Here is a 24,878-nt window from a genome sequence, read left to right on the forward strand (position 1 = left end):
AATGAATTTAGCGGAATACCGCCGGGTGCTGCGAGGCATCTCGGGCGTGCATGCGACTGCCTATAATGTAGATGGTGAAATCGAAGCCGCTTTGACGGCGAAAATTGTCGAGCGGATCGCCAAGGCAGGTGTGCATAATATCGTCACCGGCGGCAATACGGGCGAGTTCTACAGCATGACTGTGGACGAGGTGATCCGCTTGCAGGCCATCGCGGTGAAGGCTGCGAATGGCAAGGCCGCAGTGACAGCTGCGGCCGGTCGTTCCGTGCGGGATGCAATCAAGGTTTCAAAAGCCGCTCAGGCCGAAGGGGCCGATGGCGTGATGATCCATCATCCGCTTGATCCTTTTGCTGCGCCTCATGCGCAGGTTGATTACTTCATTGAAATCGCTGAGGCGATTGATCTGCCGATCGTGGCCTATATCCGCTCCGATCTGATCCCGCTTGACGAAATGGTGCGTCTGGCAACGCATCCGAAGGTCGCGGGCGTCAAATTCGCCTCTCAGAACACCATGTTGTTTTTCGAATGTTGCCGCGCAACCAAGGGCACAGACGCGACCTGGATTTGTGGTCTGGCGGAAAGCTGGGCGCTGCCCTTCTACGCGCTTGGCGGTCGTGGCTTTACGTCCGGTCTTGTCAATGTCGCGCCGGAACGTTCGCTGGCTGTCTGGAACGCGCTTGAAGCTGGCGATTATGCCCGCGCCCGCGAGGTTGTTGAGAGCATCGCTGATTTTGAAACCATGCGAACCAAATATCGCAATGGTGCAAACGTCACAGTGGTCAAGGAAGCACTGCAAATTCAAGGTATTGCTGTCGGTGATGTTCGGCTTCCGGGCTTGCCGAAACTCGAAACGGCTGACCGCAAGATACTCGAAAAGGTCGTTGCAGGTTGGGAGACCGATGCAATTGTCTGAAAACTAGAAAACCAGCGCGTAACGCGGGAGGAAGCGGTGCGCGCTGGACAATTAAAAAATTGGAGGAGAGCATGACCAAAGGAATTTCACGCCGCACATTCATGGCGGGCGCAGGGCTTGCGACCGGTGCAGGGCTTTTATTGCCCAAGGGTGCCGCATGGGCGCAATCGGCCAAACTGCCATCGTCGCCTGTCGCCTTGAACGTGATCGACGCTGCCGGTAATCTGGCACTGACGCAGCCGATTTTCGATAACTTCGCGTCAGAACAAAAGGCGTTGGTATCGCGTTTCACTTTTAACAAAGCACCGGCACCGGAATTGCCCGGCAAGATCAAGGCGCAGCAGCGTGCCAACCGGATCGATATTGATCTGGTAATTATTGGCCCAGACGCCCTTTCAGCAGGGCTGGCTGACGATATCTGGACCGATATCATCGCTCTTCCAGATAACGGCCTGCCAAAGTTGCAGGACGTCTATCTTGAACCAGCCTGGCGCATGCAGGAAATGTCGAAGGGTAAGGGCGTCGTTGTGTCTTATTACCCGTCAGGCCCATTGCTGGAATATCATCCCGACAAGGTGAAGACACCGCCAAAAACGGCGGAAGAGCTTCTCGCCTGGACCAAGGAAAACCCGAACAAGTTCATTTATGCCCGCCCGGCAAATTCCGGTCCGGGGCGTACATTCCTGATGGGGCTGCCTTATCTGCTCGGTGACAGCGACCCGAAAGATCCGGTCAAGGGCTGGGACAAGACCTGGGCCTATCTCAAGGAATTACACAAGAATATCGAATATTATCCAGCTGGAACCGGCGCTCTTATGAAAGAGCTCGGCGAAGGCACACGCTATATGACGGCGACCACAACGGGTTGGGACATCAATCCGCGCGCGCTTGGTGTGGTGCCAAAGGAGATGGCGGTCAGCAAGCTTGAGGGCTTCCATTGGGTTTGCGACGCGCATTATTTCGCCATTCCAAAGGGTGTGTCCGAAGAAAAGATCGCTGTTCTGATGGAATTCATCAAATTTGCGCTCAAGCCGGATCAGCAGGCCTATTCCTACGATGCGGGCTACTTCTATCCGGGACCAGCGGTGAAGGATGTCACCATCGAGATGGCGCCGAAGGAAAGTCAGGATGTGATTGCCGAATTCGGTCGCCCTGAATACGCCGACTGGATTGCGAATAATCCGATTGAGTTGCCGCTTGAGCCTGAAGCGCTCGTTGCAGCCTTCCGTCGCTGGGACGAAGACGTCGCTGCCAGCTGAGGCTTCTCGAAAGCGTCAATGGCGGATCCTATCGGTCCGCCATTAGCCGCCTAAGATTACACCACTCAATTTACGGTGCTTGCGTCAATGTCCTTTCAAGAACTTCGGCTCGACCGAATGAGCCGCTCATTTGGAACTTTTAACGCGCTGCGGGAGATTAACCTCACGATTGGCAAAGGCGAGTTCATCGCTCTTCTCGGTCCGTCAGGCTGCGGAAAGTCCACGGCTCTCAATTGCATCGCAGGTCTTTTGGGCACGACTGGCGGGGGCATCTATATCGATGACAAGCGCGTGGATCAGTTGAAGCCCGAGGATCGCGGCTTTGGCATGGTGTTCCAGAACTACGCCCTCTTTCCCCATATGAATGTCCTGCAAAATGTCGGCTTTGGCCTGAAAATGCGCGGACTTGCCAAAAGCGAGGTCGAGAAACGGTCGCGCGCTGCTTTGGCACTGGTTCGTTTGCAGGGACAGGAAGAAAAGCTTCCCGGCCAGTTGTCAGGCGGACAGCAGCAACGTGTTGCCATAGCGCGTGCTATCGTTATCGAGCCGCCACTGGTGCTGATGGATGAACCGCTTTCAAATCTCGACGCAAAGTTGCGACTGGAAATGCGCGCTGAAATCCGCCGCATTCATAACCAGTTGGGTTCAACCACCATCTATGTCACCCATGATCAGGATGAGGCTTTGTCGCTGGCAGACCGCATTGTAGTGCTGCGCGATGGTGAAATCCGGCAGGTTGGCACACCGCACGAGCTTTACGAGCAACCGCGTTATCTCGATGTTGCCGCCTTCATGGGCTTCCGTAATGCGCTGCATGGCAAGGTGGTGCGCGTTGAAGATGGTCGGGCCACAATCGCCGTTGCGGGCACGGAACTGACTGGGCGCGCAATGGATCCGCTTACACCTGGCAGCAATGCGGTTCTGATGGCACGTGGCGACGATGTGATTTCCGGCGAAAAAGGTCGCAATACGATTGAGGCGACCGTCGAGACGATTGAATATCGCGGGCGCGAATATGTCGGCATAGCCCGCACCGAAACCGGTATGGAAATGGTCTTTCATGGCCCGCAGGAGGTTGGACCCGGGGCAATTATCACGCTTGGCATCGATGCGAGCCACGCACTGGTCTTTGCGGGCGAGGCTTAAGCCATGGCGGAAGAACGTTTTTCCGATACAACGCTCAAACCCGGTTTGCGTCAGCGGCTTGCCAATCGTGGTTTCGACGGTGTCACGCTGCTGATCCTGCCTGCACTGCTTTTTGTGATCGGTGTTTTCATCTATCCATTTCTCTACGGTCTGGTGCTGTCTTTTAATCCGCTTGATGGTGGTGGAGCGCTGGCCAATTACCGCAAGTTCTTCTCCGATCCTTATCTTTACAAGACCATCGGCGCGACACTCTGGCTGGCAATTCCGGTGACACTGATCAGTGTTCTGTTTGCAGTCCCGATTGCCATGCGTGTGCGGCTGATGCGCAAGCAGCGCCTTCTGACGACGATCCTCGTGCTGCCCGTGACATTGGGTACAGTGTTGATTGCCGAAGGGCTTTTGAATTATCTGGGACCACAGGGTTGGTTCAGCCGCAGTCTGATCGCTATCGGCTTTATCGAGAATCCGCTCAAACTCACCAACAACTATTGGGGCGTGTTCGCCTCGTTAGTGATTACGGTTTTCCCTTTTACGTTCCTGCTGACACTGTCCTACATAACCGGGATTGATCCCGCACTTGAGCGGGCGGCTGCAACGCACGGAGCAAACAGCTGGCAACGCTTCCGCCATGTCATGTTGCCGCTTCTGGTGCCGGGGCTGGTGGTGGCTGCGTGTCTCACCTTTGTGCAGGCCTTTGCCGTGTTTCCTTCCGCTGTGCTGTTGGGTGCGCCGTCGGGACCGACACGCGTGATTTCCATTGCCGCAGCACAAGCTGCCTTTGAACAATATGACGACTCCATGGCCTCCTCCATCGCCATGATCATGGCGGCGGTGCAGTTGCTTGTCGTTGGTGCATTGCTCGGGGTGCGTTCACTCTTTTATCGCGGTTCGACCGCTGGCGGGAAAGGATAGACCATGATCCGCGATACATCTGTCCTTTCAAAGCTCTGGATCACCGTTGTCTGGCTTGTGACGGGCTTCTTCGTCCTCAATGTGCTGGCGGTTATCACTGCTGTCGTGGTTTCAAGCTTCGGTACGCGCTGGCTTGGCACCTGGTTTCCGGACGGTTTCACAACGCGCTGGTATGCAGCCGCCTGGGCAGAGTTCCAGCTCGATCAGGTGTTGCTGGTGACATTTCAGGTCGTCTTTGCAGTGGTTATTCTGTCCGGATTTCTGGGTGTGACGGCTGCTTATGCAATGGCGCGGCGTGATTTTCCCGGCAAGAAGTTCGTGCTGCTGATCTTTCTGCTGCCACTGCTTGTGCCGCCAATCACCTTCGGTATCCCGCTTGCAACTGTGCTTTACAAGTTTGGTGTCGGTGGCACTTTCTGGGGCGTGGTTCTCGCCAATCTGGTGCCGACCGTCCCTTTCGTCATTCTGGTGATGGTGCCGTTCATCGAACAGATTGATCCCAAGGTGGAAGCGGCGGCACGGGTCTTTGGCGCAGGCACATTCAAACTGTTCCTGCATGTGCTTTTGCCGATGCTGACACCGGGTATTCTGGCGGCCATGCTGCTGGTTTTGGTGCGCACAGTTGCCATGTTTGAGCTGACCTTCCTGACGGCTGGGCCAACATCACAGACATTGGTCGTGGCGCTTTATTATTCGGTCTTTGCTGCAGGGGTGCGTTCGGTTCAATCCATCGACGCAATGGCAGTAATCTACATGGTTACATCACTGGTCTGGCTGTTGCTGGCGCTGCGCTTCGTTAATCCGACGCAGATCGTAGCACGCAACCGTCAACCTTCTGCCCATTGATGCGGCCAACATTTCTCGGAGTGCATGATGAAAATTACGGCCATCGAAACGGTGCAGCTTCCGCACCTCAACAACATCCTTTGGGTGCGTGTCCACACAGATGAAGGGATCGTTGGGCTGGGCGAGACTTTCCGCGGGGCCAATGCGGTCGCAGCCTATATTCATAGTGATATAGCGCCGCAACTGGTGGGGAAAAACCCGCTGGAAATCGATCGCATTTCCAAGCTTCTGCTCGAACCCTATGTGGGTTTCCGCTCATCGGGCGTTGAAATTCGTGCGGCCTCCGCAATTGATATCGCGCTGTGGGATATCTTTGGCAAACTGACCAATCAGCCGATCCATCAGTTGCTGGGTGGCCTTTCGCGTCCGTCGATCCGTACCTATAATACCTGCGCCGGTTATACCTATAACAAGAGCGGCGCGCGTCGTTATATCGGTGATCAGGATGATGCGAAGGAAGGTCCGTATGAGGATCAGCTGGCATTTCATCGTGATGCCGGGGTCTTGGCTGAAAGTCTTCTGTCGGAAGGCATTACGGCGATGAAAATCTGGCCCTTCGATCCCTATGCTGTGGCCAATGGTGGTAACTTCATTCACGCCACCGATCTCGACAAGGCGTTGGTTCCGTTCCGTCAGATCCGCGATGCGGTTGGCGATAAAATGGAAATCATGGTCGAGTTTCATTCCATGTGGGATTTGACCTCGGCGCTTGCTATCGCCCGCGAACTAAAAGCCTTTCGACCATTCTGGTCGGAAGATCCGATCAAGATGATGAACCCGCAATCGCTTGCCGTCTATGCGCAACAGTCTGGCATTCCTGTCTGTGCGAGCGAAACCATGGCAACGCGCGCGCAGTTTCTTGAAGTGCTGCGCACCGACGCTACCGATTATGTCATGCTCGACATTTCCTGGTGTGGCGGGCTTTCGGAAGCGAAGAAAATCGCCACTATGGCCGAAGCCTTTCAGCGGCCTATAGCGCCACATGACTGCACCGGCCCCGTGGTTTTTGCGGCCTCAATTCATCTGTCCTTAAATGCACCCAACGCGATTTTTCAGGAATCGGTGCGGGCCTATTACACCTCGTGGTATCGCGATCTGGTGACAGTGATGCCGCGGATTGAAAAGGGCGTAATCTATCCGTTCGAAGGCGCCGGGCTGGGGCTTGAATTGTCGGACTTCGTTCTCGACCATCCCGATGTGATCCGTCACAGCACGAAAGCCGCATGATGGGACCGTTTCGCTGTATAGCCGATTTACGCGGACAACTGATGGAGAGCCCAGTCTGGGATGAACGCCGGGGAACGCTGTTCGCGTGTGATATCAACGGACGCAAAGTCTACGAGATTGATCTGGATAAGGGACCGTTGCGCGAATGGACTTTTGAAGCAGAGGTTCCGTGCCTTGGGCTTGCTGAAAGCGGCAAACTGATCATTTCTCTTGCGCGTCACATCATCTTGTTTGACCCTGAAACCGAAGCGCGCCAGACGATCTGGGACGGTTACGATGAGCCTGAAACATCACGTCTTAATGACGGCAAAGTTGGGCCGGATGGCGCGTTCTGGGTTGGCAGCATGGATGCACGTCCGCAACGCGAACCGATCTCAAAACTCTATCGCGTGAAAGCTGATGGCAAAGCCGAACTCAAGGCAGAAGGCTTTGAGATTTCCAATGGATTGGCCTGGACTGCGGACGGATCGACCATGTTTCACACGGATTCTCGTGGGCCTTGGATCGACCGATATGATTTTGATGTCACGACCGGCTCGATCAACAATCGCAAGCGCATCCGCGATCTTGATGAGGAAACAGGTCGGCCCGACGGCGGGGCCTGTGACGCAGAAGGAACCTATTGGAGCGCCGGGGTCTCGGCGGGCGTATTAAACCGCTTTGATCGTGACGGCACATTGCTTGATTGTGTTCCAGCTCCCGTTCCTGCGCCGACAATGCCATGCTTTTGCGGCCCTGATCTTACGCTTATTGCAATTACTTCGCATAGATTGGGCGCTCCCGATGCGCCGCAATCGGGTGGAGTGCATCTGGCAAAGGCATATGTAGCAGGCGCAAAAGTCGCCAGAATGAAGGGAGTTTGATCCGATGAAAAAACTTCTCCTGACCGGCGCATCCGGCAATCTGGGCCGTATGCTGACACCACGGCTGGCGCAAGCGGGTTATCGCTTGCGGCTTTCCGACATCGCGCCGTTTCCCGATGAATTGCCTGAAGGGGCAGAGTTTATTCAGGCTGATCTTACTGACGCGACAGCAATCGCTGATCTGGTGCGTGGAACCGACGCGATCCTGCACTTTGGCGGCATCAGTGTTGAGCAGCCCTATGATCTGGTTGCGACAGCCAATCTGATCGGTGTGACGCATATTTTCGAGGCGGCGAGAGCGGAAAAGCAGCGGGTTATTTTCGCAAGTTCCAATCACACGATCGGTTTTTATACTCGTGACGAGACGTTGAGCACGGATGAGCCATATAAGCCGGATGGCTATTACGGGCTTTCCAAAGCCTATGGCGAATTGCTTGGGCGCATGATGTTCGACAAGCACGGGATTGAAAGCGTGCATCTGCGTATCGGCTCTTGTGTGCCAGAGCCGACAGAGGCACGACATCTCTCGACGTGGCTCTCCCATGACGATCTGGTGCGGCTTTTGATTGCAGCGGTTGAAGCACCCAAAACCGATGTTGCGGTCGTCTGGGGTGTTTCCGCCAATGCTTCGCGCTGGTGGGCAAAGGACGATGCAGCGCTGATCGGTTATGTGCCGCAGGACGATGCCGCCCGCTTTGGCGATCTGGCTGAAACCGGTGATCCCATATCGAGTAGGTTTCAAGGCGGCACATTTACCGCCCATGATTACTCGCGTGAGGATTGAGCGAGTGGTGCTTGAACTCGACGCCCATAATTATCGCTTGCGGATCGACCCGCACCATGGCGCAACGTTGTTGTCTGCGCAGTGGCGTCATCCTGACGGTAAATGGGTCGATCTGCTCGAGCCATTGACCACACCGCAAACTGGTTTGAAGGCCGGATGCTTCGTGATGGCACCTTTTGCCAACCGCATTGATGGCGGGTGTTTCACCTTTGACGGTGCGATTGTTCAATTACCTATTAACGCGCCGGATGAAGGGATGGCCATTCACGGTTTTTCACGGATGCACAGTGCACAGGTCCTGTCGTCAACCAAAGACCGTGCGGTTCTGGTGGATGAAGTTGCAGGTAAGAGTTACCCCTACACTTATCGGCTGGAGCAGGAACTATGCATTTTGCCTGAAGGCTTTCGCATATCTCTTAGCATCCGCAACAATGGTCCGTCGCGGTTGCCGTTCGGTATTGGCCTGCATCCTTGGTTCACCAAGACGGCGAAAGCCACGCTTGAGTTTTCCTCAATGGGTGCGCCACAGCTTGATGCGCGTGGCTTGCCGGAAGGTCGTGCTGTGCCTGTAGACAGTTTCACGCCGGGCGAGCCCACGCCGTTATCTCGATTGCTCTTGGTGAATTGCTGTTTTACGGGCTGGGAAAGCCGGACCGCATTCATTCGCTGGCCTGAGACAGGCACGGGTTTGAAGCTAAAAGGAGAGGGTGCTTTGCGCCATCTCCATGTGTTCAATCCGCAAGATCGCGCTGTCTTTTGCGCAGAGCCGGTCAGCCATCTGCCGGATGCCATCAATCGGCCATCGCTCGGCGTGGATGCCGCGATGACAATCTTAAGTCCCGGAGAAACGCTCTCCGGTGGGGCTTTTTTCTCAGCATGCGCTCTCGCACCAACGGGTGCAGGGCAGTTTTCGGGAAGGCATTGAAATGACAAGAAAAGCCTATGAAGATCTGCGTTCGGCGCGCTGGATGCTGCCAGATGACCAGCGCTCATCAGGGCATCGCTCCAGAACCATGCAGATGGGCTATGATCCGGTGGATTGGGAGGGCAAGCCAATCATCGCGATCATCAATACCTGGTCGGATGCACAACCTTGTCACGCGCATTTCAAGGACCGTGTCGAGTGGGTGAAGCGCGGCATTCTGCAAGCGGGAGGTTTTCCTCTTGAGCTTCCGGCACTCTCATTGTCGGAAAGCTATGTCAAACCAACGACCATGCTTTACCGCAACATGCTTGCGATGGAGACGGAAGAGCTTTTACGCTCGCATCCTATAGATGGTGCAGTGCTGATGGGCGGTTGCGACAAAACCACACCGGCGCTCATCATGGGTGCGACCAGTGCGGGCTATCCGTTTATCTATCTGCCAGCTGGTCCAATGCTGCGTGGCAATTACGCTGGCAAGACACTCGGATCAGGCACAGACATGTTCAAGTTTTGGGACGAGCGCCGTGCAGGCACTATCGGCAAGGAAGAATGGCAGGGTATAGAGGGCGGCATTGCGCGTAGTTATGGCCATTGCATGACCATGGGTACGGCGTCCACCATGACGGTAATCGCCGAGGCGATGGGGCTGACATTACCCGGAGCATCCTCCATTCCTGCTCCTGATGCCAATCACCAGCGTATGTCAACCCAATGTGGTCGCCGCATCGTCGAGATGGTCTGGGAAGACCTGACACCCGATCAGATCATCACGCCCGCAGCTGTGAAGAATTCCGTCATTGTCGCGATGGCAACCGGCTGCTCGACCAATGCGATCATTCACCTGATTGCCATGGCGCGCCGCGCTGGTGTGCCACTGGAGCTTGATGATCTGGATCGGATCGGGCGTACAACACCGGTCATTGCCAATATCCGGCCATCAGGATCGACCTATCTGATGGAGGATTTCTACTACGCTGGTGGTATCCTTGCACTGATGAAACAACTCGGTGACAAGCTTGATCCCTCCGCCATCAATGTCACCGGAAAACCGCTGACGGAAGGGCTGGAAAAAGCGCAGGTGTTCAACGAAGACGTTATTCGCCCTCTGTCCAACCCCGTGTATCATGAAGGCTCGCTTGCCGTATTGAAGGGTAATCTCTGCCCGGACGGCGCTGTGATCAAGCCTGCTGCCTGCGATCCGAAATTTCATCGCCATACGGGTCCTGCGCTTGTCGCAGATAGCTATCCGGAACTTAAAAAGATTATCGACGATCCCGATTATGCTTTGACGCCGGAAACTGTACTTGTGTTGCGTAATGCAGGCCCGCAAGGCGGCCCTGGGATGCCTGAATGGGGCATGATCCCGATGCCGAAAGCGCTGCTGAAACTCGGCCTGCGGGATATGGTGCGGATTTCAGATGCGCGTATGTCGGGCACGAGTTTTGGTGCCTGTGTTCTTCATGTGGCACCGGAATCCTTCGTCGGCGGGCCGCTGGCTTTGCTCAAAACCGGTGATATGGTTGAACTCGATATTCCGGCCCGCAGCCTCAATATGCTGGTTTCCGAAGATGAATTGGCGGTTCGTCGCGCAGCATGGCAGACGCCTGAGCCAAAATATGAGCGCGGCTATGGCTTCGTCTTTTCCAAGCATGTCGAGCAAGCCGACAAAGGCTGCGACTTTGATTTCCTGAAAACCGATTTTGGTCGTCCGGTTGACGAGCCGGTCATTTATTAAGAGGCACGAAGATGTCAGACTATATCCTCCCCGAAGAAACCCGTGCGAAACTGAAAAAGGTTTCTACAGCCTCTGTTGCCACAGCACTTTACAAGCGCGGCTTGCGTAATCAGTTCATTCAGGGTTCGTTTCAGGTGGCGCGCAAGCCGGAAAACATGGTGGGTCAGGCTTTCACGTTGCGCTATATCCCTGCGCGCGAAGACCGCAATCCCATCACAGTTTTCCGCAATCCCGATCACAAACAGCGCGTCGCAATTGAAACCTGTCCAGCGGGCTGGGTGCTGGTTATGGATGCGCGCAAGGATGCTCGCGCGGCGACGGCCGGTTCCATTCTGGTAACACGGCTGGCCTTACGCGGTGCGGCGGGTATTGTTTCAGACGGCGGCTTCCGTGATGTTACGGGCATTGGTGAACTGGAAATGCCTGCTTATTGCGCCAAGGCATCGGCACCGACAAACCTCACCTTGCATGAAGCAGTTGATATCAACGTACCGATTTCCTGCGGAGATGCAGCAGTGTTTCCCGGCGACGTGCTTGTGGGTGATCCCGATGGTGTGATGGTGATCCCGGCACATCTTTGCGAAGAAATCGCCGATGAATGCGTTGGAATGGAAGTCTTTGAGGACTTTGTTCTCGAAGAAGTCAAAAATGGCGCTGGAATTATCGGGCTCTACCCTTGCACGAAGGATGAGTGGGCAACCAAATTTGAGGGCTGGAAACGCGAGAATAAACGCTAATTCTGGAGTGCATAAAAAAACACCGCCTTATTGAGGCGGTGTTCCATTGTCGCGCAAGACTTCACCGGCGAGATACAGCGAGCCGCCGATAAGAATACGCGGCGGCGCTTCATCGTGTGGCCAGCTATCGCGCAGGATTTTTAGCGCATTGGCAACCGAATGGACAGGTTCCGCCGAAAGCCCTGCCTTCTGTGCGCTGATCGCCAGTTCATTGTTGGGGATTCCAGCATCACTTGAAGGGATCGGCACTGTAAAGACGTGGCGTGCCATACCTGCGAAGGCTTCAAAATAACCGACAGGGTCCTTCGTGTTGATCATGCCGGTAATCAGGAACAGAGGACGCGTGGAGCGTTCCTCAAGATCGCCAAGGGCTTCCGCGATGACCGCGCCTGCACCCGGATTATGACCACCATCGAGCCAGATTTCCGATGCAGCCGGTGCGAGATCGGTCAATTCACCATGGGTGAGGCGTTGCATGCGTGCGGGCCAATCCACCACCATCAGCGCCTTCTCGGCGGCTTTGTCGGTAATGGTGAAACCGGCCATCTGCACGGCTTCAATTGCTGCAGCCGCATTGGCAATCTGGTGGCGACCCGGCAGGCGTGGCAATGGAAGGTCGATCAATCCATCCTCGTTCTGGAAGACCATGCGACCATGTTCTTCGAATGCGAGGAAATCCTGCCCGTAGATCGACAAAGGGCAATCCAGACGATCAGCCGTTGAAATCAGAACTTCGCGTGCTGCATCGAAAGGCTGGAACCCGATGACCACGGGGCAGTCTTTCTTGATAATGCCTGCCTTTTCGGCAGCAATCAGCTCAACCCGGTCGCCGAGAAATGCCTGATGGTCGATGGAAATCGGCATGATCAGCGATACGGCGGGCTCTGGTATGACATTTGTCGCATCAAAACGACCGCCAAGGCCTACTTCCATGATCACAACATCGGCCGGATGCTCCGCAAACAGGACAAAAGCAACGGCGGTGAGGATCTCGAAAACGGTGATGTATTGACCGCCATTTGCTGCTTCTACACGCTCGATGGCTTCAGCCAGAACGTCGTCGGAAACGAATTTGCCGCCGGACTTTGAGGCCAGACGGTAGCGCTCATGCCAGTTGACCAGATGCGGAGAGGTGTGGACATGCACGCCAAAGCCGCTCGCTTCCAGAAGCGCGCGGCAGAAGGCGGTTGCCGATCCCTTACCATTGGTACCGGCAATATGGATCACCGGCGGTAGGTTCAGATGCGGATTGCCGAGCTTTTCCAGAAGACCGCGAATGCGGTCCAGTGAAAGATCGAAGCCTTTTGGATGCAATTGCATCAGCCGTTCAATAACGGCATCCGCTTTTCCTGTCACGATTAAGCCGCCTTGCTGTCAGCTTCCGGCTTCTTTGGTGTCGGAGCCGTTACAGGTGTGTCGGTATTGGCTGGCTGCCTGGTCATGATTTTCAACAGACTTGCAATGGTCGATTTCAGCTCAAGACGCGAAATGACCATATCGACCATGCCATGTTCCATCAGATATTCAGCGCTCTGGAAGCCCTCGGGGAGCTTTTCGCGAATGGTCTGCTCGATCACGCGTGGACCGGCAAAGCCAATCAATGCGCCGGGTTCTGCAATGTGGATATCGCCCAGCATAGCGTATGAAGCGGTGACACCACCGGTGGTCGGGTTGGTGAGGACGACGATATAAGGCAGACCTGCTTCCTTGAGCATTTCCACGGCAACGGTCGTGCGTGGAAGCTGCATGAGCGACAGAATGCCTTCCTGCATGCGCGCACCACCCGATGCTGCGAACAGAACCAGCGGACGCTTTAGTTCAATGGCTTTCTGGAAGCCCTGAATGATCGCTTCACCGGCACCCATGCCGAGCGAGCCACCCATGAAGCCGAAATCCTGAACGGTTGCTACAATCGGCAAGCCTTCAATCGTTCCAAGACCATTGATGATCGCGTCTTCCATGCCGGTACGCGAACGATAGTCCTTGAGACGATCGATATATTTCTTCTCGTCGCGGAATTTCAGCGGGTCGACAGGAACTTTTGGGCTTTCCAGAGTAGTGTATTCGCCATTGTCGAAGAAGAAACGCAGACGGTGCTTGCCCTTGATGCGCATATGATGGCCTGAGCCGGGGATCACAAACTGATTGCTCTCAAGGTCCTTGTGAAACACCATTTCGCCGGTCGATGGATCCTTGATCCAAAGATTTTCCGGCATCTCGCGACGTCCGAGCATCGAATTGATCTTTGGACGAACGTAGTTGGTGATCCAATTCATGACGTTTGGTTCCGTTTCTTGTTCTTCAAAACTAACTAGCGCTTAAATGGACGATTTATTGGGCAGCTTCAAGGCGTGTTGCACGAACACTTGCTGCCAATGCACTGACAAGTTTGGTAACAGCAGCGACAGGATCGCCGCTAACCTTGCCATTTTCGTCGAGTTCTGCCGCAACCGCATTGACGATTGCAGTGCCGACAACAACGCCGTCAGCAGCTTCAGCAATGGCTGCAGCCTGTTCAGGCGTCTTCACACCAAAGCCGACGCAGATCGGCAGTTGGGTGCTCTTCTTGATGTGGCGCACGGCGTCGGCTACGCGTGTTGTATCGGCAATCGCCGAACCGGTGATGCCGTTCATCGAGACGTAATAGACGAAGCCCGACGAATTATGCAGCACCTTTGGCAGGCGCTTGTCGTCCGTGGTTGGCGTCGTCAGTCGGATGAAATTGAGGCCTGCTTGCGTTGCCGGAATGCAGAGTTCCTTGTCCATTTCAGACGGCAGATCGACAATGATGAAGCCATCAATGCCGGATGTTTTTGCATCAGCAAGGAAGCGTTCAACGCCATAAATATAGATCGGATTGTAATAGCCCATCAGGACGATTGGCGTCGTGTTGTCATCCTTGCGGAAGTCAGCGGCCAGTTGCAGCGTTTTCTTCAATGTCTGCCCGGCATCGAGCGAGCGCAGGCCAGCCGCCTGAATGGCCGGACCATCTGCCATCGGATCGGAGAAGGGCATGCCAAGTTCGATCACATCGGAGCCAGCCTTGGGTAGCGCCTTCATCACATTGAGCGATGTTGCGTAATCCGGATCGCCGCCCATGAAATAGGTAACCAGCGCCGGACGTCCTTCGGACTTGAGCGATGCAAATTTGGTGTCGATGCGTGTGGTCATACCGTGCCCCGTGGCAAAATGCGCGTAAGATAATCGGCGGTGGACTGCCCGGACATAACCGTTTCCATCCATGCACGCCGTTCAAAGTCGATGATTCCCAGTTCCCAGACACAGGCCATCAGTAATGGCTGTGCAGGCTCGAATTCAACTTCTTCGTTGAGTTCGGATTGCCAGAGAATCTGGGTTGCGATGCCGCCTTCCAGCCACCAGTGCAGGAGCAGCCAAAGGCTTTCCTCGCCCTGATGCAGAATGGCAAAGCCCGCGCCAAGATGTGGCGTGTGCTCAAGCTTGTCTGCAACGGCTGCAATCTGCCGTCGTGCGATGCCGACTGCTGCTTCTGCAAGCGGATTGGAAGGGTCGGCTTCAATAATGTTGAGCTTGATCGTTGCCGGGCCGCACTCCGTCAGTCCGTCGAACCATGCGGCACGCGGTCTGTAGGAATTGGTGTCGGCGACGATCAAGCTCATGGAGTCCTCACATGTCCATGCCGAGCAACTGCCCGACCGTATGGACATCCTTGTCGCCACGGCCTGACAGGTTGACGATCATAACCTGATCCTTACCCATGGATGGTGCCATTTTCACAGCTTGTGCGATGGCGTGTGCGGATTCCAATGCTGGAATAATGCCTTCAACGCGAGTGCAGAGCTGGAAAGCTTCGAGCGCTTCATCATCGAGGATTGGCACATATTCAACACGGCCGCTGTCTTTGAGCCATGAATGCTCAGGGCCGACGCCCGGATAATCGAGACCTGCGGAAACCGAATGGCCTTCAAGAATCTGACCATCTTCGTTCTGCAGCAGATAGGTACGGTTGCCATGCAGAACGCCCGGGCTACCAGCACTCATCGAGGCGCAATGCTCAACGCCGTCAAGACCACGACCACCTGCTTCAACGCCGACAATCCTGACCGATGAATCGTCAAGGAACGGATGAAACAGGCCGATTGCGTTCGAGCCACCGCCGACAGCTGCCACGATCACATCCGGCAGACGGCCTTCCTGTTCAAGAATCTGCTTGCGCGCTTCAATGCCGATAACCGACTGGAAGTCGCGAACGAGTTCTGGATAAGGAGCAGGACCGGCTGCGGTGCCGATCAGGTAATATGTGTCGTCAACATTGGTGACCCAATCACGAAGCGCTTCGTTCATGGCGTCTTTCAGCGTGCCATTTCCAGCCGTCACCGGCTTTACTTCAGCACCCAGCAACTTCATGCGGAAAACGTTTGGCTTCTGACGTTCAACGTCGGTCGCGCCCATGTAGACAACGCAAGGCAGGCCGAAGCGCGCAGCAACCGTTGCAGATGCAACACCGTGCTGGCCAGCGCCAGTTTCCGCGATGATGCGGGTCTTGCCCATGCGCTTGGCAAGAAGGATCTGGCCGAGGCAATTGTTGATCTTGTGGCTGCCGGTATGGTTCAGGTCTTCGCGCTTGAAGTAAATCTTTGCGCCACCCAGATGCTTGGTCAGGCCTTCCGCAAAATAAAGCTTGGAAGGGCGACCGGCATAATAAGTCGACAGATTGGAAAGCTCGGCCTGAAATTCAGGATCGGTCTTTGCCGTTTCATAGGCTTCCTGCAATTCAAGGATCAGCGGCATCAGCGTTTCGGCGACGAAGCGTCCGCCAAAAATGCCGAACATGCCTTCTTCATCCGGGCCTGTCTTATAGGAATTGGGTTCAACCGGCTTATTCAACGCTTGCCACTCCGTCATGTTCAGGCGTGCTTCGCAGATGGTCTTTCATCCGCAGTCGCAACGGCCTGGAAAAATTCTTCAATCAGACGCACATCCTTTTCGCCGGGTGTGCGCTCTACTCCGGACGATACATCGATACCCGGCGCGCGTGTCTTTTGCAGCGCCTCGGCAATGTTGCCCGCGTTCAGTCCACCGGAAAGCATGTAATCGACACTTTCGTCAAGCGCGTCGAGCAATGCCCAGTCAAAGGATACACCATTGCCGCCCGGAAGGTCTGCGCCTTTCGGTGGCTTGGCATCAAAAAGAAAGCGATCGGCAATGCCCTTGTAAGGTGCGATCGCATCAAGATCGTGAGCTTCCCGCACCGCAAATGCCTTGATGACCGGCAGGCTGTAACGCTTTTTCACGTCCGCAACACGTTGCGGCGTTTCATGGCCGTGCAGTTGCAACATGTCAGGCTCAAGCTCGCGCACGATTTCATCAAGCGTGGCATCGTCAGCGTCGACCGTCACCGCGACAACTTTGGCGCGGTTTCGGGCTGCTTCGCGCAATCGGCCCGCAGCGGCAGGCGTGAGATGGCGCGGGCTTTTTGGAAAGAAGATAAAGCCAATATGGGTCGCCCCGCCAATGAGCGCAGCCTCGACTGCTTCAGGCGTTTTAAGACCGCATATTTTTATATCAAAAACCATGGCGTTTCCGTCGCACATATTGCTGCACGACTCAAGTTAATCCGGGAACTGCGCAAAAACAAAGAAATAGAACGGCGCCCCTTATTCAACCCAAACTGGAACCGTCCTCATAGCCTTTAGCGATCAGATAATCATACGCTTCCATGACCTCAAGGGGAACTGCTTGTGCAATCTGGAAGCCCTGCGCCGGATATTCGAGAATACGCCGGATATCGCCGGTCATTTCACGCATGAGCATTTCGAAACTATGGCCCGGTGTCGGCTGATCTTCGAAGGATGTCGGCGGGGCTGTAACGAAAGCCTTGGCTTCGGGCCATTGCCGATCAACAGTCGCGCGAACCCGACGCTGGGTTTGTGGCTTGGTCACGAAAATCGGGCTGATAGCACCCGGCACCATTTTCTCACGCGAGAACAAGATGTTTTCGCCAATATTGGTGGCCTTTGGCTCAATGATGATTGCTTCTCTCGGGACACCTTCGGCAATCGCAATTTCTGCAAATGCTTCCGCTTCGGAGTTTTTATATAGGCCTTTGGTCCAGTTGCCGCTGTGGCCTGTAAACATGAGCCAGGTGGCAAGGCCTTGCATATAAAGCTCTGAGGCGTGTTTTGCGACGCGTGTATCGTAGCTACCCAATCCGATAATGACATCGGCGGTCTGAAGTTCATCATAGATGCAATGGTAATCCCATAGCATACGCGCTGCGGCCAGTATTTCGGCCGATACTGCAATTTGAATGTCTGATGTCATGTAAAGTCGATAGCCTGTAATGCGCTGCCATTGCGCTTTAGCCATGCTTTGCAGCGCTCGGTGTCGGGGCAAAGATCAAGGCAGAGTTTCCAGAATTTCGGCCCATGGTTCATCTCGATCAGATGCGCCACTTCATGAGCGACGAGATAGTTGATGACGGGCGGCGGGGCCATGCCGATGCGCCATGAAAACGAAAGCACGCCTTCCGAGGTACATGACCCCCAGCGGCTTTTGGTATCCTTGAACCGGATCGCTTTGGCTTTACGGCCCACGGTTGTTGTGTGACGAGCAACCAGTTGTTCGATGTCGCGCTTGACTTCACGCTTGAGGTAATCGGCGACGCGCCGCGCAAGATGCGTAGGGTCGCCATGAACGAGCAGAATATTGCCTTCCAGCAAATCCACCGTGCCGCGTCCCGGCTGATGAGTGATGAGATGCGGAACGCCACGAATGGGGATTTTGACGCCTGCGCGGATGCCTGCCTGATCTGGCAGTTTCGCAATGCGACTTTCGATCCAGCCCTCATGGCGGATCAGAAAGCTCTGAATCTCACGGTCCGGCAGACCGGGTGGAATGGTGACACGCAGACCTTTGCCGCCAGTCTCAATGCGCAGGGTCAAACGTTTGGCGCGCGGGTTTTCCAGCACGCGCAAAGGCAATTCACGTCCCGCGACCGCATGAATGCGTTCGTTTCTGACTATCGCCGACTTTTTAGCCTTCGATGAACGAAATAAGGAAAAGCCCATCACTTAAGAATAAGTGATTCGCAGAAAAAGCCAGAAAATTTTCTATTTTTTAGCAAAACGACGCGGACGAAGCCCGCGTCGTAGTCGTGTATAGACAACGATTTTAGAAAGGTCAGATGCGTAGTTTCAACACTTTAGGGTGCCCGCTATGCGTCCCAAGGGGCGCATAGCGCTCCAAAGGTCAAATGTCTGTGACTTCGTTGCTGTCGTTCTTTTTGCGTGTCGCTGGCGTCCGTTTTCCGGAGGCTTTGCGTTCAGCCATGAAACGGTCGAACTCTTCCTTGTCGCGAGCACGGCGCAGTTCTGCCGCATAGGCTTCAAAATCAGCGCGCGCTTCTTCCAGCTTGCGGCGTTCTTCTGCCAGGCGGTCGAGTTCTTCGCGACGCCAGTCGTCAAAAGCTGCATTGCCGGTTGTGCCGCCAAAGCCGAAGCTTTCGCTCTTGCCGCAGTTGCGGAACGAGCCAAACATCGAGTCGGTCTTTTCATTCACACTGCGTTTGAAATCACCGAGACGGTCGCCCCAGATGATATAAGCGAGCATGGCGAGACCAAGCGGCCAGAAGAAAATGAAACCCAGCACCATCAGCGCGATTGTCGCTGGCGTCCATGCGGGGCGGATCAATGCGGAATTGGTCATGGTTATCTCCGTCAACTCTGAGCCGGTTGTTAATCTCTCGGCTTGATTTTGAGGTGGTGAACCAATTGCGTTATTTCAAGAATATCCTTGGTCTAATCCCGCATAACGGGAGCTAACCAATGTGATTATCTCGAAATTTTTTTGCGTAAATGTTCGAGGACAGCCACGCCAAGTCCCGCCAAAAGCGCCCAGAAGGCTGAACCGACGCCGAAAAAAGCGATGCCTGAGGCTGTCACAGCAAAAGTTATGACCGCTGCAAGCCGTTCTTCTTCATGTTTGAGGGCGAGCGACATGGCGTTGATGAACGGGCCTGTCAGGGCAAGGCCCGCCACCAGCGCAATGAGTGTTGTGGGCAGCACAGCGAAGATCGCGACAAGCGAAGCGCCAAACAGAGCGAAGACGACATAGATTGCTGCATAGACGGGACCGGTCAACCAGCGCTTCGTATGATCGGGATGGGCATCCGGGCCGGTGCACAGAGCTGCAGAAATGGCAGCAAGATTGCTGGTGCCTGCGCCAAAAGGCGCTGAGAGCAGGGAGAAAAGACCTGTGACCTGCAAGGAGGCGCTGGTCGGAGGCTCATAGCCCGAAGCGCGCAACACTGCAAAGCCCGGCAGGTTCTGCGATGCCATGGTGACGATATAGAGTGGAAGCGCCAAGGCAATAATCGCGCCCATGTGAAATTCGGGCCAGATCAGTGTCAGCGTCGAAATTTCGGGCGCAGGCAATTGTGGTGCGCGACCTGACAAGAGCGCGTAAGTCATGCCGATTACCAGCACGGCGATAACGGCGAGAGACGGGTTAAACAGGCGGATCACGAAAAACAGAGCCACCAAGGGCAGCACGAAAGCCGGGTCAAGTGAGACGGTCTTTGCCGCTGCGATAACGAAACTCAGCAATACGCCTGCCAGCATGCCCGATGCGACAGAGGTCGGAATACGCGATACCAGCGTCGAGAGCTGCCGGATTAGCCCGGTCAGGATCAGGGCAATGGCTGCCACAATAAAAGCGCCAACGGCTTCAGGCATGGTGAAACCTACGCTCGCGCCAATCAGTGCCAGGCCCGGCGTTGACCAGGCTCCGATAATCGGCATCTTGTAACGAACACTCAACCAGGCGGACGAGGCGGCAATTGCCAGACAGACAGCTGTTACCCAGCTCGCTGTTTGCGCCTGCGTTGCACCAAGTGCATTTGCTGCCGCAATGATGAGCGCCAGCGTAGAGCCAAAGCCGACGATTGCCGCGACGGCTGAAGATGCAAAGACCGAAAAGCGCATGGATTACTCCTCGCCGGATATGGGGCCAGATATGCGTTCGACTAAGCCCGATACAGTGCGGACGAGCAGATCGAGGTCCTGCGGGCGGGACAGACGATGATCGCCGTCACGAACCAGCGTCAGCGTCACATCATCGACCGGCAGATGCTCGACCAGCTTCAAGGCATGTTGATAGGGAACAGCCTCATCCACCATGCCTTGCAGAATATGGACCGGGCAGCCCGTCTCGATGATTCCCTTCAGAACCAGATTCTGGCGCCCATCTTCGATCAGTGCGCGGGTATAGATGTATGGATTGGGCGAGTATTCCGAAGGTTCCTCGAAATAGCCTTGTTCGATGAGATCACGCTTTTGTGCTTCGGTCAGCGACGGCTCGACGAGTTCGGCGGTGAAATCCGGTGCCGGCGCGATCAGAACGATCCCAGCAGGTGACTTGCCAGCCTTTTTCAGCTCTTGCGCCATGCGCAGCGCTATCCACCCGCCCATCGACGAGCCGACAAGTATTTGCGGGCCTTGCGCATATTTCGTATAAACTGCGAGGCTTTCGTCGAGCCAGCGCGAAATCGTTCCCTGGTTGAAGTCGCCACCCGACTCACCATGGCCCGAATAATCGAGGCGAAGTGCCGAATGTCCGCTCTTTTGGGCCCATTCATCGAGAACGACAGCCTTTGTGCCGAGCATGTCGGAACGGTAGCCACCAAGCCAGACGACGCCGGGAGCATTGCGCCCCGCTCTGTAACGGACAGCAATATTGGCGCCGTTCACGTCGATAAAATCCGGCTGTGTTCCGCTCATTTCCGTCTCCTGATTGCCTGTAAGGAGTTGTCACTCTCATTTGCCATTTATGTCACTACGGTAAAAGCTGTCCGCCTTCCACCCTCTTGAAATACTCAGACCACCTGCTTGAAATATTAACAAATGTGACCGATATGTCGCTCGCCCCCTTGGAAATGCGAGTTTATTCAGCCGGGGGTGATTTTCCTCTTCAAAGATGCTATTGACTTTACCGCTCGCTTGACCACATTTCCGCGTTAAACTGCGGTTTGATGGGGGAATGCCGTCGCGGGCTACGAAATTACACCGCTGTTGACGTTAATAATCAGGAGATAACGACCATTCGCCGACCGTTCAGAGCGACGCCGGTCCAGAAAGACGGACCGCGCTCCAACCGTGATATCCGGGTTCCCCGGGTCCAGCTCATCGATGCCGAAGGCCACAACCACGGCAGCATCCCGACGCAGGAAGCAATTGCAATGGCTGAGGAAGCCGGTCTCGATCTCGTTGAGATCGTGCCGAACGCCGAGCCACCTGTCTGCAAGATCGTGGATCTTGGCAAGCTGAAGTATCAGAATCAGAAAAAAGCCTCCGAAGCGCGCAAGAAGCAGAAAACGGTCGAAATCAAGGAAATCAAGATGCGACCGAACATCGACACTCATGACTATGAAGTGAAGATGAAGGCTGCACAGCGTTTCTTCGAAGAAGGCGACAAGGTCAAGGTTACGCTTCGTTTCCGTGGCCGTGAAATGGCCCACCAGGAGCTCGGTATGAAGCTTCTGTTGCGCGTGAAGGAAGACACTGTTGAAATCGCAAAGGTGGAATCCGAGCCAAAGCTCGAAGGTCGCCAGATGATGATGGTATTGGCTCCGCGCTAACAGTAAGTTGCTGCCTTTGAAAAGCCGCCTTCGGGCGGTTTTTCTTTTTCTGGATTATTCCACTTTTCAGAGATCAAGATGAAAACACTTGGCGAACTGGGCAAATATCAGCAACGACGTCGTCTTGCGATTGCCATTGTTATTGGGCTTCTTGTGGTTGCGCTGTTGTTTGTGCGCTCACAATCGACAGGCCATATGCATGAATATATTGAAGCCTTTGGCATCAGCCTCATCGTTGCGGCCATTATTGGTCGCATGTGGTGCACGCTTTATATCGGCGGACGCAAGAGTGCGGAAATCGTGCAAAGCGGCCCTTATTCCATCACGCGTAATCCACTTTATGTTTTCAGTGCCATCGGTGCCATCGGCATCGGCGCGCAAACGGGAAGCATCATCATTGCGCTGGGCTTCGGTGTTCTGTGCTATCTGGCATTTGCCACCGTCATCCGTACCGAAGAGAAGTTTCTCAAGGCGAATTTCGGAAAGCCCTATGAGGCTTATTGCGCAAGTGTTCCGCGGTTCTTTCCAAAACTGTCCTTGTTTCGGGACGACAAGGAACTGATTGTAAAGCCCGACCGCATTTATCGCACTTTTACGGACGGCCTTGTGTTTTTCGTCGCCTATCCGTTCTTTGAATTCATCGAATATCTTCAGGATGTCGGTACATTGCCAGTGCTTTTGCGCCTTTATTGATAATTTGGCGGCAACTCGTCCAGATTCACGCTGATTCAGTCCAGTTCGGGCATTGCGTTTTTCAGGCTTTAGGCCTATAAGGCCGCGTTCGAACCGCCCGGCAGGGCATGCCGTGGCGGTTTCGTATGCTTTCTGGACTTGGTCGGTCCGGGAGTCAAACAAGGGTTCCGGTCTTTTGCGGATACGGACGTCGCTTAAACAAGAGGCGTGGAGTGCTGCAAGCACGACGGGGACTAAACAAAGGAGTAGCAAAATGCCCAAGATGAAGACCAAATCGGCTGCTAAGAAGCGGTTCAAAATTACAGGCACTGGCAAAGTTGTAGCTGCGGCTGCAGGCAAGCGCCATGGCATGATCAAGCGCTCGAACAAGTTCATTCGCGATGCACGCGGCACCATGGTGCTCTCGGAAGCAGATGCGAAGATTGTAAAACAGTTCCTGCCTAACGGCCTCTAAGCCGCTGTCCTTTAAGGAGATCATATCATGGCACGTGTAAAACGCGGCGTAACTTCCCACGCCAAGCACAAAAAAGTTCTCGATCAGGCTTCCGGTTTCCGTGGCCGTCGTAAGAATACAATCCGCACCGCTAAGGCTGCTGTTGATCGTTCGAAGCAGTATGCTTACCGCGATCGCAAGAACCGTAAGCGTACGTTCCGCGCTCTCTGGATTCAGCGTATCAACGCTGCTGTTCGTGAGCAGGGCCTGACCTACGGTCGTTTCATCGACGGTCTTGCTAAGGCAGGTATCGAGGTTGACCGTAAGGTTCTTTCCGACATCGCAATTCATGAACCGGATGCGTTCGGTGCGCTGGTTGCGTCGGCAAAGAAGGCTCTCGAGTACCTCAAAAACACCGAGACCCCAAATGCTTTTGAAGGCGCTGTTCGCTAAGCCAGCCGCCTTTCCCGAAGCATACTGATAATTTTGGGAACCCGCGCTGGCTCGGCTGGCGCGGGTTTTTCTTTCGTATCTGGCGGCCTCCGCAAATATCACCGATCAAGAGGCGTGGAGCGGCAAGCTAAACACGAGGCGTGGAGTGCCGAAGGCACGACAGGGACTTAAATCAAGAGGCGTGGAGCGCCTTAGGCGCGACAGGGATTTAGACAATGAGCGATCTTGAACAACTCGAACAAACAATTCTTGGCGATATCGCCCAGGCTGTTGATGAGCAGGCGATTGAAGCGGTGCGCGTTGCTGCATTGGGCAAAAAGGGCACGATCTCTGAGAAGCTGAAAACGCTGGGTTCAATGTCTCCTGAAGAGCGTCAGGCACAGGGCCCGGCGATCAATGGTTTGAAGAACCGCGTCACCGAAGCGCTGACTGAGCGTAAGACCGAATTGCGTCGCCAAGCGATTGCCGCTCGCCTTGAGCGCGAGAAGGTCGACGTGACGTTGCCGGTGCGTGAAAGCGCTGCATCGCGTGGCCGCATTCACCCAATTTCGCAGGTTATCGATGAAATCACTGCAATTTTTGCGGATATGGGCTTCTCGATTGCCGAAGGTCCAGATATCGAGACCGACTATTACAATTTTACGGCGCTGAACTTCCCTGAAGGCCATCCGGCGCGCGAAATGCACGACACGTTCTTCTTCAATGCAGACGAGAAGGGTGAGCGCAAGTTGCTGCGCACGCATACCTCTCCGGTGCAGGTCCACACGATGGAGAAGTTCGCAGCGCTGCGTGACAAGGAAGGTCGTGACGAGCCGATCCGCATCGTCATTCCGGGCAAGACCTACCGCATGGATTCCGACGCCACCCATTCGCCGATGTTTCATCAGGTCGAAGGTCTGGTCGTCGATAAGTCGGCTAATGTTGCTAATATGAAGTGGGTGCTGGAAGAGTTCTGCAAATCCTTCTTCGAAGTGCCTTCGGTGACAATGCGTATGCGTCCGAGCTTCTTCCCTTTCACCGAACCATCGGTTGAAGTCGATATTCAGTGCGACCGTTCCGGCCCGCATGTGAAGTTCGGTGAAGGCAATGACTGGCTCGAAATTCTGGGCTGCGGCATGGTACATCCGAATGTACTGCGCGCTTCCGGCTACGATCCGGACGTCTATCAGGGCTTCGCATGGGGCATGGGTATCGACCGTATCGCCATGCTGAAATATGGCATGCCTGATCTGCGCGCCTTCTTCGATGCCGATGTGCGCTGGATCAATCATTACGGTTTCCGTCCCCTCGACATTCCGACGCTGTTCGGCGGTTTGAGCGCGTAAAGACAGGAAAGG

At 54.9% G+C, this 24,878-nt stretch carries 27 protein-coding genes; 16 read left to right on the top strand and 11 right to left on the bottom strand.

All coding sequences use genetic code 11. From position 1 onward, the window contains the following. The first annotated feature begins 1 nt into the window (after position 1). The 11 genes from OIV19_RS00985 to OIV19_RS01035 all read left to right on the top strand — a co-directional run bounded on the left by OIV19_RS00985 (position 2) and on the right by OIV19_RS01035 (position 11,347). Positions 2 to 913: a dihydrodipicolinate synthase family protein gene (locus OIV19_RS00985; RefSeq protein WP_264230439.1), complete on the top strand. Its 912-nt coding sequence runs from the start codon at positions 2 to 4 to the stop codon at positions 911 to 913. Positions 914 to 984: 71 nt separating this feature from the next. Next, positions 985 to 2,172 (top strand): extracellular solute-binding protein, encoded by a 1,188-nt coding sequence (locus tag OIV19_RS00990; protein WP_264230440.1) that lies wholly within the window; start codon positions 985 to 987, stop codon positions 2,170 to 2,172. A gap of 87 nt (positions 2,173 to 2,259) precedes the next feature. After that, entirely contained in the window at positions 2,260 to 3,318 is a 1,059-nt protein-coding gene (locus OIV19_RS00995; RefSeq protein WP_095447730.1) for an ABC transporter ATP-binding protein, read from the top strand. A 3-nt stretch (positions 3,319 to 3,321) separates the two neighbouring features. After that, positions 3,322 to 4,230 carry an ABC transporter permease gene (locus tag OIV19_RS01000; RefSeq protein ID WP_264230441.1) on the top strand — a complete coding sequence of 303 codons (909 nt, stop codon included), beginning with the start codon at positions 3,322 to 3,324 and terminating at the stop codon, positions 4,228 to 4,230. Positions 4,231 to 4,233: 3 nt separating this feature from the next. Then, positions 4,234 to 5,076 carry an ABC transporter permease gene (locus tag OIV19_RS01005; protein ID WP_024898404.1) on the top strand — a complete coding sequence of 281 codons (843 nt, stop codon included), beginning with the start codon at positions 4,234 to 4,236 and terminating at the stop codon, positions 5,074 to 5,076. Positions 5,077 to 5,103: 27 nt separating this feature from the next. After that, positions 5,104 to 6,303: a mandelate racemase/muconate lactonizing enzyme family protein gene (locus tag OIV19_RS01010; RefSeq protein ID WP_264230649.1), complete on the top strand. Its 1,200-nt coding sequence runs from the start codon at positions 5,104 to 5,106 to the stop codon at positions 6,301 to 6,303. Beyond that, a complete protein-coding gene (locus tag OIV19_RS01015) occupies positions 6,300 to 7,166 on the top strand; it encodes an SMP-30/gluconolactonase/LRE family protein (RefSeq protein WP_264230442.1) in 867 nt (288 codons plus the stop codon). Before OIV19_RS01010 ends, OIV19_RS01015 begins: the two co-directional genes overlap by 4 nt. A 4-nt stretch (positions 7,167 to 7,170) precedes the next feature. Beyond that, positions 7,171 to 7,950, top strand: a complete 780-nt coding sequence (locus tag OIV19_RS01020; RefSeq protein WP_095447734.1) for an NAD-dependent epimerase/dehydratase family protein — start codon at positions 7,171 to 7,173, stop codon at positions 7,948 to 7,950. Between the two features lie 4 nt (positions 7,951 to 7,954). Further along, on the top strand, positions 7,955 to 8,875 hold the full coding sequence (locus OIV19_RS01025; RefSeq protein ID WP_264230443.1) for an aldose epimerase family protein: 921 nt from the start codon (positions 7,955 to 7,957) through the stop codon (positions 8,873 to 8,875). Position 8,876: 1 nt separating this feature from the next. Continuing rightward, positions 8,877 to 10,610 carry an L-arabinonate dehydratase gene (araD, locus tag OIV19_RS01030; protein ID WP_095447736.1) on the top strand — a complete coding sequence of 578 codons (1,734 nt, stop codon included), beginning with the start codon at positions 8,877 to 8,879 and terminating at the stop codon, positions 10,608 to 10,610. A gap of 11 nt (positions 10,611 to 10,621) precedes the next feature. Continuing rightward, a complete protein-coding gene (locus tag OIV19_RS01035) occupies positions 10,622 to 11,347 on the top strand; it encodes a ribonuclease activity regulator RraA (protein WP_095447737.1) in 726 nt (241 codons plus the stop codon). Between the two features lie 27 nt (positions 11,348 to 11,374). On the opposite strand, the gene OIV19_RS01040 is transcribed toward OIV19_RS01035, so the two are convergent. The 11 genes from OIV19_RS01040 to OIV19_RS01090 all read right to left on the bottom strand — a co-directional run bounded on the left by OIV19_RS01040 (position 11,375) and on the right by OIV19_RS01090 (position 21,105). After that, entirely contained in the window at positions 11,375 to 12,667 is a 1,293-nt protein-coding gene (locus OIV19_RS01040; RefSeq protein ID WP_191793339.1) for a bifunctional folylpolyglutamate synthase/dihydrofolate synthase, read from the bottom strand. Positions 12,668 to 12,705: 38 nt separating this feature from the next. Beyond that, complete coding sequence (gene accD / locus OIV19_RS01045) at positions 12,706 to 13,623, bottom strand: acetyl-CoA carboxylase, carboxyltransferase subunit beta (protein ID WP_264230444.1); 918 nt, start codon at positions 13,621 to 13,623, stop codon at positions 12,706 to 12,708. A gap of 55 nt (positions 13,624 to 13,678) precedes the next feature. Then, a complete protein-coding gene (gene trpA, locus OIV19_RS01050) occupies positions 13,679 to 14,518 on the bottom strand; it encodes a tryptophan synthase subunit alpha (RefSeq protein ID WP_264230445.1) in 840 nt (279 codons plus the stop codon). Beyond that, entirely contained in the window at positions 14,515 to 14,985 is a 471-nt protein-coding gene (locus tag OIV19_RS01055; RefSeq protein WP_095447741.1) for a hypothetical protein, read from the bottom strand. Before OIV19_RS01055 ends, trpA begins: the two co-directional genes overlap by 4 nt. A 7-nt stretch (positions 14,986 to 14,992) precedes the next feature. Next, positions 14,993 to 16,213 (bottom strand): tryptophan synthase subunit beta, encoded by a 1,221-nt coding sequence (trpB, locus tag OIV19_RS01060; protein ID WP_095448013.1) that lies wholly within the window; start codon positions 16,211 to 16,213, stop codon positions 14,993 to 14,995. 20 nt (positions 16,214 to 16,233) lie between these two features. Then, the gene (locus OIV19_RS01065; protein WP_095447742.1) at positions 16,234 to 16,902 is read right to left on the bottom strand and encodes a phosphoribosylanthranilate isomerase; all 669 of its coding nucleotides are present in this window, start codon (positions 16,900 to 16,902) and stop codon (positions 16,234 to 16,236) included. 85 nt (positions 16,903 to 16,987) lie between these two features. Beyond that, entirely contained in the window at positions 16,988 to 17,650 is a 663-nt protein-coding gene (locus OIV19_RS01070; protein WP_095447743.1) for a YdcF family protein, read from the bottom strand. Then, the gene (locus OIV19_RS01075) at positions 17,647 to 18,396 is read right to left on the bottom strand and encodes a M48 family metallopeptidase (RefSeq protein WP_095447744.1); all 750 of its coding nucleotides are present in this window, start codon (positions 18,394 to 18,396) and stop codon (positions 17,647 to 17,649) included. Before OIV19_RS01075 ends, OIV19_RS01070 begins: the two co-directional genes overlap by 4 nt. 181 nt (positions 18,397 to 18,577) lie before the next feature. Beyond that, positions 18,578 to 19,033 carry a DUF2852 domain-containing protein gene (locus OIV19_RS01080; RefSeq protein WP_095447745.1) on the bottom strand — a complete coding sequence of 152 codons (456 nt, stop codon included), beginning with the start codon at positions 19,031 to 19,033 and terminating at the stop codon, positions 18,578 to 18,580. A gap of 125 nt (positions 19,034 to 19,158) precedes the next feature. Further along, entirely contained in the window at positions 19,159 to 20,310 is a 1,152-nt protein-coding gene (locus OIV19_RS01085; RefSeq protein ID WP_264230446.1) for a benzoate/H(+) symporter BenE family transporter, read from the bottom strand. Between the two features lie 3 nt (positions 20,311 to 20,313). Beyond that, the gene (locus tag OIV19_RS01090; RefSeq protein WP_264230447.1) at positions 20,314 to 21,105 is read right to left on the bottom strand and encodes an alpha/beta fold hydrolase; all 792 of its coding nucleotides are present in this window, start codon (positions 21,103 to 21,105) and stop codon (positions 20,314 to 20,316) included. Between the two features lie 320 nt (positions 21,106 to 21,425). On the opposite strand from OIV19_RS01090, the gene infC reads away from it, so the two are divergent. The 5 genes from infC to pheS all read left to right on the top strand — a co-directional run bounded on the left by infC (position 21,426) and on the right by pheS (position 24,866). Then, positions 21,426 to 21,962 carry a translation initiation factor IF-3 gene (gene infC, locus OIV19_RS01095; RefSeq protein ID WP_095448014.1) on the top strand — a complete coding sequence of 179 codons (537 nt, stop codon included), beginning with the start codon at positions 21,426 to 21,428 and terminating at the stop codon, positions 21,960 to 21,962. Between the two features lie 78 nt (positions 21,963 to 22,040). Continuing rightward, positions 22,041 to 22,655, top strand: a complete 615-nt coding sequence (locus OIV19_RS01100; protein WP_095447748.1) for a methyltransferase family protein — start codon at positions 22,041 to 22,043, stop codon at positions 22,653 to 22,655. A gap of 253 nt (positions 22,656 to 22,908) precedes the next feature. Further along, positions 22,909 to 23,109, top strand: coding sequence for a 50S ribosomal protein L35 (rpmI, locus tag OIV19_RS01105; RefSeq protein ID WP_024898386.1), 201 nt, complete (start codon positions 22,909 to 22,911; stop codon positions 23,107 to 23,109). 27 nt (positions 23,110 to 23,136) lie between these two features. After that, entirely contained in the window at positions 23,137 to 23,541 is a 405-nt protein-coding gene (gene rplT, locus OIV19_RS01110) for a 50S ribosomal protein L20 (protein WP_095447749.1), read from the top strand. A 215-nt stretch (positions 23,542 to 23,756) separates the two neighbouring features. Then, positions 23,757 to 24,866: a phenylalanine--tRNA ligase subunit alpha gene (gene pheS, locus OIV19_RS01115; RefSeq protein WP_095447750.1), complete on the top strand. Its 1,110-nt coding sequence runs from the start codon at positions 23,757 to 23,759 to the stop codon at positions 24,864 to 24,866. Positions 24,867 to 24,878: the final 12 nt, after the last annotated feature.

The sequence above is a fragment of the Brucella sp. HL-2 genome (assembly GCF_025846885.2).
Classification (GTDB): domain Bacteria; phylum Pseudomonadota; class Alphaproteobacteria; order Rhizobiales; family Rhizobiaceae; genus Brucella; species Brucella quorumnocens.

What these genes read in the sequence shown, in the direction of transcription:
- OIV19_RS00985 (WP_264230439.1), top strand. Translation starts at nt 2, where the DNA reads ATGAATTTAGCGGAATACCGCCGGGTGCTGCGAGGCATCTCGGGCGTG.
- OIV19_RS00990 (WP_264230440.1), top strand. Translation starts at nt 985, where the DNA reads ATGACCAAAGGAATTTCACGCCGCACATTCATGGCGGGCGCAGGGCTT.
- OIV19_RS00995 (WP_095447730.1), top strand. Translation starts at nt 2,260, where the DNA reads ATGTCCTTTCAAGAACTTCGGCTCGACCGAATGAGCCGCTCATTTGGA.
- OIV19_RS01000 (WP_264230441.1), top strand. Translation starts at nt 3,322, where the DNA reads ATGGCGGAAGAACGTTTTTCCGATACAACGCTCAAACCCGGTTTGCGT.
- OIV19_RS01005 (WP_024898404.1), top strand. Translation starts at nt 4,234, where the DNA reads ATGATCCGCGATACATCTGTCCTTTCAAAGCTCTGGATCACCGTTGTC.
- OIV19_RS01010 (WP_264230649.1), top strand. Translation starts at nt 5,104, where the DNA reads ATGAAAATTACGGCCATCGAAACGGTGCAGCTTCCGCACCTCAACAAC.
- OIV19_RS01015 (WP_264230442.1), top strand. Translation starts at nt 6,300, where the DNA reads ATGATGGGACCGTTTCGCTGTATAGCCGATTTACGCGGACAACTGATG.
- OIV19_RS01020 (WP_095447734.1), top strand. Translation starts at nt 7,171, where the DNA reads ATGAAAAAACTTCTCCTGACCGGCGCATCCGGCAATCTGGGCCGTATG.
- araD (WP_095447736.1), top strand. Translation starts at nt 8,877, where the DNA reads ATGACAAGAAAAGCCTATGAAGATCTGCGTTCGGCGCGCTGGATGCTG.
- OIV19_RS01035 (WP_095447737.1), top strand. Translation starts at nt 10,622, where the DNA reads ATGTCAGACTATATCCTCCCCGAAGAAACCCGTGCGAAACTGAAAAAG.
- OIV19_RS01040 (WP_191793339.1), bottom strand. Translation starts at nt 12,667, where the DNA reads ATGCAATTGCATCCAAAAGGCTTCGATCTTTCACTGGACCGCATTCGC.
- accD (WP_264230444.1), bottom strand. Translation starts at nt 13,623, where the DNA reads ATGAATTGGATCACCAACTACGTTCGTCCAAAGATCAATTCGATGCTC.
- trpA (WP_264230445.1), bottom strand. Translation starts at nt 14,518, where the DNA reads ATGACCACACGCATCGACACCAAATTTGCATCGCTCAAGTCCGAAGGA.
- OIV19_RS01055 (WP_095447741.1), bottom strand. Translation starts at nt 14,985, where the DNA reads ATGAGCTTGATCGTCGCCGACACCAATTCCTACAGACCGCGTGCCGCA.
- OIV19_RS01065 (WP_095447742.1), bottom strand. Translation starts at nt 16,902, where the DNA reads ATGGTTTTTGATATAAAAATATGCGGTCTTAAAACGCCTGAAGCAGTC.
- OIV19_RS01070 (WP_095447743.1), bottom strand. Translation starts at nt 17,650, where the DNA reads ATGACATCAGACATTCAAATTGCAGTATCGGCCGAAATACTGGCCGCA.
- OIV19_RS01075 (WP_095447744.1), bottom strand. Translation starts at nt 18,396, where the DNA reads ATGGGCTTTTCCTTATTTCGTTCATCGAAGGCTAAAAAGTCGGCGATA.
- OIV19_RS01080 (WP_095447745.1), bottom strand. Translation starts at nt 19,033, where the DNA reads ATGACCAATTCCGCATTGATCCGCCCCGCATGGACGCCAGCGACAATC.
- OIV19_RS01085 (WP_264230446.1), bottom strand. Translation starts at nt 20,310, where the DNA reads ATGCGCTTTTCGGTCTTTGCATCTTCAGCCGTCGCGGCAATCGTCGGC.
- OIV19_RS01090 (WP_264230447.1), bottom strand. Translation starts at nt 21,105, where the DNA reads ATGAGCGGAACACAGCCGGATTTTATCGACGTGAACGGCGCCAATATT.
- OIV19_RS01100 (WP_095447748.1), top strand. Translation starts at nt 22,041, where the DNA reads ATGAAAACACTTGGCGAACTGGGCAAATATCAGCAACGACGTCGTCTT.
- rpmI (WP_024898386.1), top strand. Translation starts at nt 22,909, where the DNA reads ATGCCCAAGATGAAGACCAAATCGGCTGCTAAGAAGCGGTTCAAAATT.
- rplT (WP_095447749.1), top strand. Translation starts at nt 23,137, where the DNA reads ATGGCACGTGTAAAACGCGGCGTAACTTCCCACGCCAAGCACAAAAAA.
- pheS (WP_095447750.1), top strand. Translation starts at nt 23,757, where the DNA reads ATGAGCGATCTTGAACAACTCGAACAAACAATTCTTGGCGATATCGCC.